This window comes from Microcoleus sp. Pol11C3, assembly GCF_036701485.1.
In the GTDB taxonomy this organism is placed as follows: Bacteria; Cyanobacteriota; Cyanobacteriia; order Cyanobacteriales; family Microcoleaceae; genus Microcoleus.
In genome coordinates this window covers 14414-27907 of the sequence record NZ_JAUBQW010000026.1, presented here as the reverse complement: position 1 = coordinate 27907, position 13494 = coordinate 14414, and the positions used below count along the sequence as shown (strand labels likewise).

Sequence of the window (13494 nt, the reverse complement as noted above, 5' to 3'; positions counted from 1 at the left end):
TGAGAATAAGTCATAGTTAAACTGGCACAAAACCCTAAAAAACTTCAGAACAGACTAGAAATTACCAATTTTCAATTGCTATGCAGGAAGAACCATCGACAGAACAGCTACTTTTGGACGTTCAGCGACTGAGTGCAGAACTAGACAACTTGAAGCGCGAAAAGGCTGACCTAGAAATTATGCTGGAGACTACCACCGAACATTCGGATACGATGGAAGCTCACTTGCTCAGCAAAGCTGAGTTGGCACTGCGTTCAAGCCAAGAGCAGTTTCGGGCGATCGCCTCGGCAACTCCCGTGCCCGTATTAGTTTCTCGCCTCTGTGACGGCTTAATTCTGTATGCGAACGCTCAATTGGCTTCTCTCCTGAACCTACCCCTAGAAAAATTGATCGGCCGCAGCACTCCAGACTTTTACTTCAACGCCGCCGATCGCCCAAAGGTACTTGAGGCACTTGCTAAAGAGGGATACCTGCAAAACTACGAACTCCACTGCAAAAAATCAGACGGCACCGCTTTCTGGGCGATGCTCTCGGTTCAGTCGCTGATGTTTAACGGGGAGCCGACGGCATTGTGCGCCTTGTACGACCTCACCCAGCGCAAGGAAGCAGAACAAACCCTCCAAGAGAGCGAAAAGCGGCTCCGCCGCCAGAGTTTGGCTTTGTTGCAGCTAGGTCGGCAGAGGACTCTCAACAGCGGTGCGCTGAATGTGGGAATTCGCGAAATTACTGAGGCTGCCGCCCGCACTTTGGATGTGGAAAAAGTCAGCGTCTGGCTTTACAACCCTGGAAGATTTGGAACTTGCTACCCGATCAATCCTCAGCTAAATTTTACCGAGAGAGCGATCGCCCACAACCAAACACAATCACTCGATACAGAGACGGCCGCCCCAGAGGAACACGAGTCGGTCAATCGTTCTAAATTTACAATCCCCAACCTCAAATTAGTTTGTCTCGACTTGTACGATCGCACTCAGGAGAATCATTTGAGCCGGGAGTCCATATCGGCAAGCGATTTAAATTTATCAAATTTAGATGTGGAAGGCGACGCACCGGGCGAAAATTTGCGATCAGACAATGCTTTAGAACCTACGACAAAGACTCAAAACTCTCTAAAAACAAATTTGTCCCACTTATCTTCGGTAGCGGAACATTCCGCTGTGCTGCCGAATTCCAGCCAGCCAAATTCATCCATCTTAAATGTAGCAATTAGGCTCGGTGGGCAGATCGTCGGTATCCTGTCTCTCGAACATATCGGCGCGCCCCGCCAGTGGGCTCTGGAAGAGCGCACATTCGCCGATTCTTTGGCAAATTTGGTAGCGCTGGCGATCGAAGGATTTGAGCGCCAGCGGGCTCAGGAAGCACTCTCCAAAGCCAAAGCGCAGCTAGAAATGACCGTCGATCAGCGCAGCGCTCAACTCACCGCCGCCAATAAACTGCTCCGCATCGAAATTGCCGAGCGCAAAAGAGCCGAAATAGCTTTGCAAGAAGCCTTACACAAAGCTGAAGCAGCTTCTAGAGCTAAAAGCACTTTTTTAGCCAATATGAGCCACGAGCTGCGGACGCCGCTCAACGCGATTATCGGTTACAGCGAAATGCTACAAGAAGAAGCACTCGAATCGGGACTCGAAGATATCCTTCCCGATATCCAAAAAATTTTTAACGCCGGCAAACACTTGCTGACTTTAATTAACGATATTCTCGACCTTTCTAAGATAGAAGCGGGTCGGATGGAACTTTACTTAGAAAATTTTGACCTAGGCAATTTAATAGAAGAAGTCGTTGCAACTTTGCACCCTTTGGTCGAAAAAAATCACAATCAATTGCAAGTTTCTTGCTCTGAAAATTTGGGAGTGATGTATGCCGATTTGACTAAAGTCCGGCAAATTCTGTTCAATTTGCTCTCGAATGCCCTGAAGTTTACCGAAAATGGAACCGTTCTGTTGAGCGGGACTCGCGAATCAGCAGGTGGCAGCGATTCGGTTTATTTGCAGGTATCCGATACGGGGATTGGGATGTCGGCAGAACAGCAGCACGGTTTATTTCAACCTTTTATTCAAGGGGATGCTTCGACTACTCGCAAGTACGGCGGCACTGGTTTAGGATTAGCCATTAGTCGCTTGTTTTGTCAGATGATGGGCGGCGATATCACTGTGGAGAGTAAGTTAGGTGTGGGTTCTACTTTTACTGTTCAATTAAAGGCAAAAGTTGATATTAGTTAGAAGGAAGTTTGGCAACGGATTGTGTACGGGATTTGATGGATTTTACGGTGGGGGTTCGGCAACGGATTGTGTACGGGATTTTACGGATTTAAGGAAAGGAAGAGATGGAAGAATTCTCCATTACCAATTCCCCCCTTACCATAAAAAATTGGTTTAAAGCCTCTCCCTGATCGGGAGAAATTAAAAGAAGACTATTCCTTACTCCAATCCTCTTCTTCCAGGTAGAGGTCGCTATCAACTGTCAACTGTCAAATGTCAACTGTCAACTGAACAATTCCCTTTTTAATTGTGACACGGATCGCGATTAACCTCTGTTGCCGATCACACAGTAGAATTTTTTTCCCGCCTAGAATACCTGTATTATCCCAAAATTTTCCCGCAGGCAGGATCTGGCTCCTCGCTGCATTCACAAGTCGCACCTCAACCTGATTAACGGGGTGGGGGGTTGCTTACAGCAAGGCAATTTGGTAAAAGTAATGCTATGGTCGGGAACCAGTAGAAGGCAAAGTTAACAGGAAATCAGGAATTATCAAAAATCTCTGGACGCAGAAACACAATTCTGCTTTTTGCCTTCATACTCTTGCTTCTACTGGCGAGATAGCAATGCTGCTTTCAGCAGCGCGCAAGTTCTCAGAATCAAAGGAGTGCATCTACATGATTAAACCTTGCAGTCAACCGCTAAAAATAAATCCTTTCACTTGTTATCGCGATCCCGCTACAGGCAGGTGGACTACTGTAGTTACAAGTGTTCAGAACGCTTGCGAAACAGACTCTAGTTTGAAAGCAAAAGCCGAAGGCGAAAACGAAGGTAAAGCAGAAAGGCTCGTTTCTGCTTCTCCTGCTGTCTCACTGCCGAAAAAAGGTCTTTCCTTCTCCTTGTCTCCGTTTAAAAACCGTTCAAAAAAATCTGCTGTTAGTCTCAGCAGGTAGCTATAACAGGGGTCTAATCTAGTTTCCACGGTTAGTCCCCGGCGATCGCCAAACAAAAAAAAACGAACTTATCCCTACCATAAATTGCCAAAAAGCGATATACTGGCAGCAAACTTTCTCCTTCAATATCCGTGAAGTATTTGCTCGATCGCTGCCTCCAATTTGTATGGACGGACCGACCAATTCGCCAGCGGGGAACAGTCATCATTGCTATCCCCGTGATTTGTCTGTTTGCTTCGCTGATAGCAATTGCAGGGCTCCGGGATAGTACCCTAGAACTCAGAAAGCGGGCAGATACTAATAGGGAAATACTTCAGGAAACTAACCACTTGTTAACAATGGTGGTGGATGCGGAAACTGGCATTCGGGGTTACGCCTTGACGAAGCGCCGGGCATTTCTAGCACCATACTTAGAAGCAAAGAAGAGTTTGCCTCCGCTGCTGGCTAAACTCAAAGTTATGGTTCGAGGAAATAAACTGCAAGATCACCGACTTGAAGAAATAAAAAAAAGTACCGCACAGCAAATAAATTTCTTGCAAAACACTTTGAATAAGCTCGACAGTTCGGCAACAAGCGTGCCGTCGTCGGAAATAATTCAGGTGTTTGCTCAAGGCAAATTGAAGATGGATAAGCTGCGCGCAAACATTGATGCCTTTGCTGATGCAGGCGAAGCCCAGCAGAAAGCTTTAGATAAGCAAAGACGAGAGTTGATAGATTTAACTAATTTCGTGCAAGTTGCTGGTTTGCTTTTCGGCTGTTTGGGTGCAGGGGCTTCCTGGTATTTATTTGATAGTTTAGAGAAGGAATTGAGGAAGCGGGAAGCTGGCTTGCAAGAAAGTAAAACTCGCATTCAAGCTGTAGTAGATAATGCGGCTGACGGGATTATTACTTTGGACGAATGGGGAAAAATTGAGTCTTTTAATAGGGCAGCAGAAAAGATTTTTGGCGAGACCGCTCGAATAATTGGCTCGAACCTGCGGCGGCTGATAGCTCAACCGCAGCCGCACAACACAGCGGGGGATTACTCGATCGAATATTTTATGTTAAATCCCGATGCCAAGCTGAAGACTTACCAGCAAGAAACAGTTGGACTTCACAGCGACGGAAGCAAGTTTCCGATGGAGTTGTCGGTCAGCGAAATGCGTCTGGCAAATCAACACTTGTTTATTGCGATTTGCCGCGATGCCAGAGGACGAAAACAAGCTGAAGAAACTCTACGCAAGCAAGCGCAAATGCTGGATTTGGCTAACGATACGATCGCGGTACTAGACTTGAATGGGGCAATTTCTTATTGGAATTTGGGGGCGAAGTGGCTCTACGGGTGGGGGAAGTCGCAAGCAATAGGAAAAAATATTCACGAGCTTTTGCAAACAGAATGGACCCAACCTTTTGAGGTAATTCAAAAAGTATTTTTCGAGAAGGGTTCTTGGCAAGGGGAACTGCTGCGTACCAAGAAAGACGGTACAAAAATAATGGTGGCAAGCCGGTGGACTTTGCAGTACGACGATCAAGATCAACCGTTGGCTATTTTGGAAATCAGCAACGATATTAGCGATCGCAAGCGCTCAGAAATTGCTTTAGCCCAAAGCGCGCAGCGGTTTCGCGCTACTTTTGAGCAGGCGGCAGTCGGCATGGCTCAAAAGACTCTAGAAGGCAAATTTCTGTTAGTCAATCAAAAACTTTGCGAGATTTTGGGCTACACCCGCCAAGAATTGATGGAAAAAAGATTTCAGGACATTACTTGGCCGGAGGATTTGGCAGGCGAACTGGAAATTTTGCGCCAATTATTAGCAGGAGAAGTTGAAAATTATGGTATGGAAAAGCGCTACGTCCGCAAAGATGGAGAGTTGGTGTGGGCAAACTTAACGGTTTCCCTGCTGCGAGAACAAGATGGCAGTCACTTTCTGATGGGTGTGGTAGAAGATATTAGGGAACGCAAAAAAGCTGAGGAATCGCTGCAGTTGCACGCTCAAGAATTGAGTTGGATAACGAACTCACTGGCTCAAACTACGAATGTTTTGAGAAAGCGGAATCAAGAATTAGACCAGTTTGCTTATGTGGTTTCTCACGATTTGAAAGCGCCACTCAGGGCGATCGCAAATCTCAGCAGTTGGATAGAAGAAGACCTCAGCGAGTCGATGACAGAGGATACTATCCACCAAATGAACCTGCTGCGCGGCAGAGTTCACCGAATGGAAGGTTTGATTGAGGGACTGCTGCAATATTCCCGCGTCGGACGCATTCAAGTGCCTTCAGAAATGGTAAAAGTTGAGAAGTTATTAGCAGAAATTATTGATTCGTTGGCGCCGCCCTCTGGATTTGAAGTGAAAGTTGAACCGGGAATGCCAACTTTTGTGACGGAAAAATTGCCGTTACAGCAGGTTTTTTCTAATTTAATTAGCAACGCCATCAAGCACAATCGAGGTGAATCGGGTCACGTAAAAATATCGGTTAAAGAGTTAGATGATTTTTACGAGTTTTCTGTGGGGGATGACGGGCCGGGCATTGCTCCTCAATATCACGATAAAGTTTTTGTAATTTTTCAGACCTTGGAAGCTCGCGATAAAGTAGAAAATACTGGGATTGGTTTGTCGCTGGTGAAGAAAATTGTCGAAGGTCAAGGAGGCTGTATTTCCCTAGAATCTGCTGAAGGTGAGGGAGCAACTTTTCGGTTTACTTGGCCGAAGCAACCTATTAGCAAAGACCGAAAATAAAACAACTTTAAACGTAGGATGTTTAGGGAGCGCCGCGATCAAAAGAGTAAATTTAGTAGGGTGCACACGGACTACCGAGAACGCCAGAGCGACTGTTTAAACTGCATCACAACGGATTTCGATGATAAATCCATCAGGATCGTAAAAGTAAACGCCGCGTCCTGTAGCGCGAGTGACGGGGCCGCTATCGATCGCAATTTGATTTGACTTTAGCACTTCCAGAGCGCGATCGAACAAATCCGGCTCGATATCGAAGGCTAAGTGGTTGGCGCGGGTAAAAGCTTTCTCCGGGTCTGGGTTTGGCGGTTCTAATTCGGGCTGCCAAAATAAGTCAATAACAGTGCCGTCAGGGGTGACGAAACTAGCGACTTTACCAGCGGCTACCATTTCTGTTAAAGTTGCGGGAATTTCTGCACCTATTAGTTCGTGCAAACCCAGAATTGTACCGTAGAAGTGGCGGGAAGCTTTCATGTCGCGCACGTTTAAAGCGATATGGTGAACGCGCCGCAAGTTCCCCGGCGCGAGGACAATTTTGACGTTGTTTTCCGTAGTTTGCATGATTGTCAATTGCGAATGTTCAAATTGAATGTAGTTGGATTTATTCAGATGGTGCCCTGTAAAATAAGCATTTTAAGTTGGTAGTGAGGACTGGACTCCCTGGATTTCCAGGAAGACTTCAGTCCTCACTACCAAAACTTTTATTCGAGTCGTGCGATCGCACATCATAATCCATTAGTATTATTTTTCTTTAGGAAACGATGCCATGCCTACAAAAAGCATGGCCAGGCCACCTGCCAGAATTGCGAAAGCAAGTAAACCTACCACTAAATCTAATCCCGATGTATTTTCCATTAAATTAAACTGTTCTCCAATTAAATACAATCATCAGTATTTGTTCATGGTTGAGTGCTTGCACACAATGGGGAAGAACACAAGAAAAAAATTAGCTCTTAACTTATTAGAAAAAAAGCCTATTAATTTCTTCCCTCTTCCCTAAACATCCATCCGTTAAATCAGTTAAATCCTGTACACAGGTTAGTTGCCGAACTTCTTATTTTGCCAATTCTCGATCGATAGCAGCGATCAGTTCGGGCGAATCGGGGCCAACACTGCTGCGGAATCTGGCAACCACTTCACCCTGTTTGCTAACTAAGAATTTCTCAAAATTCCAGGAAACCTCACCCTTGGGATCGACTGCATTCGTAAGCTTAGCGTACAGCGGGTGCTGCTGAGTACCTTTAGCGCGTACTTTGTCAAATAATTCAAAGGTGACGCCGTATTTGGTAGTACAGAAATTGACGATTTCTGGATTACTTCCGGGTTCTTGAGCTCCGAAGTCGTTGCACGGAAATCCTAAAACACGGAGTCCAGCCGCGCTGTACTTCTGGCTCAATTCTTCGAGTCCTTTATATTGATGTGTATAGCCACATTTGGAAGCTACATTAACTATCAAGAGTACCTTACCAGCGTACTCTCCTAGCTGCTTGTCTTCGCCTGCGATCGTTTTTACTTTAATATCGGAGATTGTGCTGGGCATTTCCAAATACTTTTAAATTTGACCACCACAATTTTACCGCAAGTCGGTACAATGTTGTCTAGAGGTCGATCGCTAAAAATTTTAATATCCCGGTCGGGGCGGGTTGACGGCTCTCGCGCTGATATTATATATATGGGTGAACCCGCGCCTACCAAAATTACGGTTAATTTACCGAACAGGATCTTAGTAAATGGCGGTCAAGTTTCGCCACAAAACTGATCGCCACAGTCCGCTGTTAGATTTCAGTTTCTCGCTAATAGCGATTTAATGTGAAGTTGCACCTATCTCGATCCCCCTAAATCCCCCTTAAGAAGCTATGCCTTACTCACATCTTTCTTAACAAAACTGGTTCTTCCTTACTTACTATGCCAAACTAACAATTAAAATGCTGCGTAAGCAAACATCTATTTTTGTAATTCTCAAAATTCCTAAAGCCATATGCCGAACGTTTTATTAACTTGAGCTTGTTATTGATACCCTCAACAACACCACTTGTTGTTTTACAATCAAAGTAAGCAATTATTTCCTTTGTGCCAATTGGTAATAGTCTTCACACTTTCAGGAAAATATTGTTGAGCTCTTTTCTGCCAGCTCCCAATTCTCAACAATCCCCTGAACCAATTACTTTTTTATTTTCAAATATTTCTCGGAACTTTTCTTTTAATGTAGGTATTTTTGCGAGAGGAGGACACACTTTTTTAACTGATATTAATTTGAGCTTTTGCTTCTCTTTTAAACTCGTTTCATTCTTGAGTAAGGAATATTTACTGTCATTTAGTCCGGACAATATTTCTTAATAGTCAGCTATTTTTTGGAGCAATTTGTTGTTTTTACTTGCATCTACTACTTCCCTTCTTTCGCGCTTTCTTTGTGTGTCTAACTCCTTGTTGACTTGTACCATTAAATGAAATCTGTCCGCTACTACTTGAGAATTTGGCATCAGTTTTTTTACTAGGGTTTTGTAGCTTTTCCACAAATCTATACTTACTTCTTCTATTTTTTCGCTTGACCTCTGAACCCCAGGATTTAAGCACTGGCTCGATTTCTGCTTGCGTTCTTCCTCTGACAATTGTAATCAATTTAGATGTTTCTAAATCAATTAATACGGCACAGTAATTTCCTTGACCTTTGATTAAAGCTATTTCATCACTTCCTAGTTTTTTTAAATTTGATGGTTTTGACGATAATTCTTGTGAAGCATCTGACAACATTCTTTCTATTTCTTCTGTGGTTACTACTCCTTGTTTTGCTACACTACTAATATCACTTTATAAAACTAATTTTATCATGCTATTTGCTAGTCGTTTTGTCTAAGTTATTCGGTTGTTCACAAAGTCTAATTTTTCGCTAAATGGTTTGCCACATTTTTTACATTTAAACTGTCGCCTGTTTATTTCTAAAAATACTGGCTGCTCTCCCCAGGATAAATCTTTTACTACATCTCGATGATTTTGATGTAATCTATTACTTTTTGTCCCGCAATGATGACAATGACTTTCTCGCTCGGTTGACTCCACCTGTAATATTATTCATTCTAATTCCCGGTAGTTGGCTCATTTGAGTTACTTTAATTCCTTGTATGTTCAGGAGCTCTGTTAGAACTTTAGTACCCTTTTTGGTGGTCATGACTGTAATTCGATGTCAAAAAAATTGGAACTATTTATAATAGACAATTAAACCAGCCTTAATGTCAAGCCTGACAAGGAGTTGATTTACATTTTGACATATTTATTAAATTTATTTTACTGAGGTAGCTATTGATTTAGCATAGTAAGTAAGGAAGAACCAAGAAACCGGGTTTCTTGGTATTCTCAATCTGCCATCACAGACAACACATACTCTCCTTGATTTACTGAGTGATTGATCGAAACATCAAAAATGAAAACATCCGACTCAGCACAAACATCAACCAAACTCGGAAATTCCCCATTCTTATTAAAGCTGAGAATTTGATATAGCCGATCGCCCTTTGTGACATAACTCCCCAATTGCACTCGACTTTGAATCATCCCGCCCGCTGGCGCATAGTATTTGAACACAGAATTCTTGGGGGTGAAAATAACTTGATGATTCGCTGTTTCCGGGAGAGGAAATCCATCTATTTTCAATAAGCTTTTACTTGCTAAGTAATTTTTGATGCCCCGCAAGCCATTCGCCACCGACTCGGGATTCATTTCCATCCCCGAACCTAATTCTAAAGTCCAAGCTTCCACATCAAATTCAATGGCACTTCCCAACTCTGCCAAAATCTTCTCCAAAGCCAGCCAAGGCTTGAGAAACGCCTCGTCAAAAGCATCGCCGTCGTACTCGTTCATCAAGATTGCCCGATCGAGCAAAAAAGCTTTTGCACTCTCCTCGCGGGAATTAAAACAGTAAAGGTAATCTAAACTTTGATTCGTAGAACTGTGCAAGTCCAGCACATAGTCAGCATCCAAACACAAAGATTGTAGCTGATATCGGTAAAGTTCGCTGTAGGGACGGCAACTAGGAGCGTTGAGTTTTGCCAACTCTTTGGCAAAACTCAAAGCAATCGCTTTTCTGTAATGAACTTTGACAGTATCGGCATCGAGATGAATGTGAGAATTAGCAAAACCCAGAATATCTTCCCCTTGTTTTTCAAAATCCCAGAAAATCCGGTTCCAATTTACCCCATCATAAAGATTGTAGCGACCAGGGGAAAAATGGTGTGATCGCTGACTGACACCCACAGGATTGCAAACAGGAACTAGCCAAATTTCCCCGCTTAACTGGCTGCTGTCCAAAGACATTAAAAACTCAATTAATTGGTAAATCACAGCATTACCGCTAATCTCAGCGCCGTGGAGGTTAGATTGGAGATAAGCTTTTTTGCCGGGAATCGCACCTTGGAACTGATAGACTTGCAGTGAAAGCCGATCGCCCGAAGCAAGCTGCACCACAGGAATAGTCGAAATAATAGGAATCATAGACAACGAAACTTGGGGAATGGGGAATGGGGCATGGGGCATGGGGCATGGGGCATTGGTAACTGGTAATTGGTAATTGTTACTAATGACTAATGACTAATGACTAATGACAACTGCCAACAGACTTATTCCTTCATAGCCGATTTGCGGGCGTTGGTCTAAAATCAATACAGTCCTCTGCTGACTTGCTTTCAGCAAGATTTAAGCATACTTATCCTGCAACCTTATAATAATCCTTGTGCCAGACACTGCCCAGAACCGCCCAGAGCTGGATCTGAAGACCATATTTCCCTTCGAGCTAGATAACTTTCAGAGAGAGGCGATCGCCGCCCTCGATGCAGGTAAATCCGTTGTCGTGTGCGCTCCCACAGGCTCCGGAAAAACATTAATCGGCGAATACGCCATCCATCAAGCACTCTCCCGGGGGCGGCGCGTCTTCTATACCACTCCCCTCAAAGCACTCTCTAACCAAAAGCTGCGCGACTTCCGCAGTCAATTTGGAGACGACAACGTAGGTTTGCTGACGGGCGATATCTCCTTCAATCGAGATGCGCCGATTTTGGTGATGACTACCGAAATATTTCGGAATATGCTCTACGGTACGCCGATCGGAGAAGTCGGTACTTCCCTCACCGGAGTCGAAACCGTGGTGCTCGACGAGTGTCACTACATGAACGATCGCCAGCGTGGTACCGTCTGGGAAGAATCCATCATCTACTGTTCGAGCGAAATTCAACTTCTCGCCCTCTCAGCAACCGTTGCCAATAGCGAGCAACTCACAGACTGGATTAACAAAGTCCACGGGCCCACAGAGCTCGTCTACTCAGACTTTCGGCCAGTGCCGCTGCAATTCCACTTCGCCAATCAAAAAGGGATATTTCCCCTGCTAGACGAGACCGGCAAAAGAGCGAATGTCCGGTTAGTCCCCAAAAAGAAGCAGCAAAAAGTAGAAAGAGGCAGCATCCCCACTCCGAGTTTGACCGATGTTTTGGCCCGGTTGGACGATCGAGATATGCTACCAGCAATTTACTTCATCTTCAGCCGTCGCGGGTGCGACCAAGCAGTCGCAGAAGTCGGCAATTTCTCCCTAGTTAACGAAGCCGAAACAGCCGAACTCAAACGCATCATTGACGATTTTTTACAGCGAAACCCAGAAGCAGAACGATTCGGTCAAAAAGAAGCACTTTTAAAAGGCATCGCCGCCCACCACGCAGGCATTTTGCCCGCTTGGAAAGGTTTAGTAGAAGAACTCTTTGGCAGAGGTTTGATTAAAGTCGTATTTGCCACCGAAACCCTAGCAGCCGGGATTAATATGCCCGCCCGCACCACAGTTATTTCCACCTTGTCCAAGCGCACTGACAAGGGACACCGACTGCTAAACGCTTCAGAATTCCTGCAAATGGCCGGTCGGGCGGGTCGGCGGGGCATGGACAAGCTGGGGCACGTAGTCGCAGTTCAGACACGCTTTGAAGGCGCAAAAGAAGCCTCATATTTGGCAACAGCCAAAGCCGACCCCCTCGCCAGTCAGTTTACTCCCAGCTACGGCATGGTGCTGAATTTGCTGCAAACTCACACTCTCGACGAAGCTCAAGAGTTGGTAGAGCGGAGTTTTGGTCAATACCTGTCTACCTTGTACTTGCAGCCGCAGCAATCAGAATTAGATCGGCTGCAAACAGAATTGGCGGTGCTGGAAGAGTCCCTGGCGGCCGGAGGAAATGTCTCCACCCTCGAAAAACACCTCGCCCATTACGAAAAATTGCAGGGAAGACTCAAAGAAGATAAACGTTTGCTGAAAACTCTATTGCAGCAAGCTGAAGAAGCGCGATTTAAGGAGATGTCCGTAGCTGTGGCTTTTGCAGTGCTCGGAACGGTTCTGAGCCTCAAAGGTAAACACGTTCCGACAGCCAAAAGATCGCACACAACTCCTGTACCAGCCGTATTGGTTGCCAAAATCGCAGGTTCTGGCCAAGCTCCAAATTTGGTGTGCTTGGGCAAAGATAACCGCTGGTATATCGTCGCCATTAGCGATGTCGCTACCCTGCACGCCGAATTACCCCGCTTGAGCGTTGCAGATACCTTGAACCCGCCTTCGGAAATGCCATTAAGACTCGGCCAGTGCCGCTTGGGAACTGAAGAAACTGCTTCAATTGCTGCATCGATCCCAGAATTGCCCGCACCAGTACCGAGCCCAGAGGCGATCGAGCAACAGCAGAAAATCGCAGCCGTAGAAGCTAAGCTAGAAATTCACCCGGTTCTAGAATGGGGCAATCCCGGTACTTTGCTCAAACGCCAGCGCCGCCGGGAAGAATTGAAAAAAGAAGTTCGCAAAAGCGAACAAGACTTAGAAAAGCAGCGAGCTCGCTACTGGGAGCAATTTCTCAACTTAATTGACATCTTGCTGAATTTCGGCTGCTTGGAAAGAGTAGTTTCGGCAACTGGAAACCGAGATGACTCCTCCGACAGGTTGTTACCCACAATCTTGGGTCAAGCTTGCGCCGCCATTCGTGGTGATAACGAACTGTGGCTGGGTTTGTCCCTGATGTCTGCGGAATTTGACGAACTTGACCCCCACCACCTCGCTGCTGCTTGCGCGGCCTTAGTTACAGAAGTTTCCAGACCGGACAGTTGGACTCACTACTCGCTGTCGCCAGAAGTTTTGGCACCTTTGGACAATCTGCAAAAAGGCTTGCGCCGCCGATTGTTTCAAGTGCAGTACCGCCACGAAGCTGCGATCCCGATTTGGCTGGAACGGGATTTAGTGACTTTGGTTGAGCAGTGGGCTCTGGGTGTTGAATGGCTGGAACTGATTAGTCATACGAGTTTGGATGAAGGGGATGTGGTGCGGATTTTGCGCCGGACTTTGGATTTCTTGTCTCAGATTCCTCATGTTCCTCATGTTTCGGATTCTTTGCGGAGGAATGCTTGTCGGGCGATGCAGTTAATCGATCGATTCCCGGTGAATGAAGCTGCAACTTAGAAAATTGTTGACAGTTGACAGTTGGCTGTTGGCTGTTGACAGTTGACAGTTGGCTGTTGGCTGTTGACAGTTGCATAAAGTTAAGCTTTCCCGCATCTAAAGTTTATTTTTGGTTGTTCAACCCAAATGGACGCAGATTTTAATCTAAAATCTAAAATCCAAAATCTAAAAT

At 45.3% G+C, this 13494-nt stretch carries 8 protein-coding genes and 1 pseudogene; 4 read left to right on the top strand and 5 right to left on the bottom strand.

From position 1 onward, the window contains the following. Window positions 1-80: 80 nt before the first annotated feature. From QUA40_RS09005 to QUA40_RS08995, 3 genes are all read left to right on the top strand, one after another. Complete coding sequence (locus tag QUA40_RS09005) at window positions 81-2219, top strand: ATP-binding protein (RefSeq protein ID WP_333124202.1); 2139 nt, start codon at window positions 81-83, stop codon at window positions 2217-2219. Window positions 2220-2822: 603 nt separating this feature from the next. Further along, on the top strand, window positions 2823-3149 hold the full coding sequence (locus QUA40_RS09000) for a hypothetical protein (protein WP_333124200.1): 327 nt from the start codon (window positions 2823-2825) through the stop codon (window positions 3147-3149). A 131-nt stretch (window positions 3150-3280) separates the two neighbouring features. Next, window positions 3281-5863 carry a PAS domain S-box protein gene (locus tag QUA40_RS08995; protein ID WP_333124197.1) on the top strand — a complete coding sequence of 861 codons (2583 nt, stop codon included), beginning with the start codon at window positions 3281-3283 and terminating at the stop codon, window positions 5861-5863. 96 nt (window positions 5864-5959) lie between these two features. Here the strand turns inward: QUA40_RS08995 and QUA40_RS08990 are convergent, their stop codons facing one another. The 5 genes and pseudogenes from QUA40_RS08990 to QUA40_RS08975 all read right to left on the bottom strand — a co-directional run bounded on the left by QUA40_RS08990 (window position 5960) and on the right by QUA40_RS08975 (window position 10345). Further along, complete coding sequence (locus QUA40_RS08990) at window positions 5960-6421, bottom strand: VOC family protein (protein WP_333124194.1); 462 nt, start codon at window positions 6419-6421, stop codon at window positions 5960-5962. A 493-nt stretch (window positions 6422-6914) separates the two neighbouring features. Then, window positions 6915-7400: a glutathione peroxidase gene (locus QUA40_RS08985; protein WP_333124192.1), complete on the bottom strand. Its 486-nt coding sequence runs from the start codon at window positions 7398-7400 to the stop codon at window positions 6915-6917. 373 nt (window positions 7401-7773) lie between these two features. After that, window positions 7774-8469: pseudogene (locus QUA40_RS28980) on the bottom strand (ISL3 family transposase). Window positions 8470-8710: 241 nt separating this feature from the next. Further along, entirely contained in the window at window positions 8711-8917 is a 207-nt protein-coding gene (locus tag QUA40_RS28975) for a transposase family protein (RefSeq protein ID WP_445301136.1), read from the bottom strand. A gap of 294 nt (window positions 8918-9211) precedes the next feature. Then, window positions 9212-10345 carry a succinylglutamate desuccinylase/aspartoacylase family protein gene (locus QUA40_RS08975; protein ID WP_333124279.1) on the bottom strand — a complete coding sequence of 378 codons (1134 nt, stop codon included), beginning with the start codon at window positions 10343-10345 and terminating at the stop codon, window positions 9212-9214. Between the two features lie 238 nt (window positions 10346-10583). On the opposite strand from QUA40_RS08975, the gene QUA40_RS08970 reads away from it, so the two are divergent. Next, window positions 10584-13322 (top strand): DEAD/DEAH box helicase, encoded by a 2739-nt coding sequence (locus QUA40_RS08970; RefSeq protein ID WP_333124190.1) that lies wholly within the window; start codon window positions 10584-10586, stop codon window positions 13320-13322. Window positions 13323-13494 lie beyond the last annotated feature (172 nt).

Bases quoted from the DNA above. Each gene is read 5' to 3' on its own strand.
- QUA40_RS09005 (WP_333124202.1), top strand. From the start codon at position 81: ATGCAGGAAGAACCATCGACAGAACAGCTACTTTTGGACGTTCAGCGA.
- QUA40_RS09000 (WP_333124200.1), top strand. From the start codon at position 2,823: ATGCTGCTTTCAGCAGCGCGCAAGTTCTCAGAATCAAAGGAGTGCATC.
- QUA40_RS08990 (WP_333124194.1), bottom strand. From the start codon at position 6,421: ATGCAAACTACGGAAAACAACGTCAAAATTGTCCTCGCGCCGGGGAAC.
- QUA40_RS08985 (WP_333124192.1), bottom strand. From the start codon at position 7,400: ATGCCCAGCACAATCTCCGATATTAAAGTAAAAACGATCGCAGGCGAA.
- QUA40_RS08975 (WP_333124279.1), bottom strand. From the start codon at position 10,345: ATGATTCCTATTATTTCGACTATTCCTGTGGTGCAGCTTGCTTCGGGC.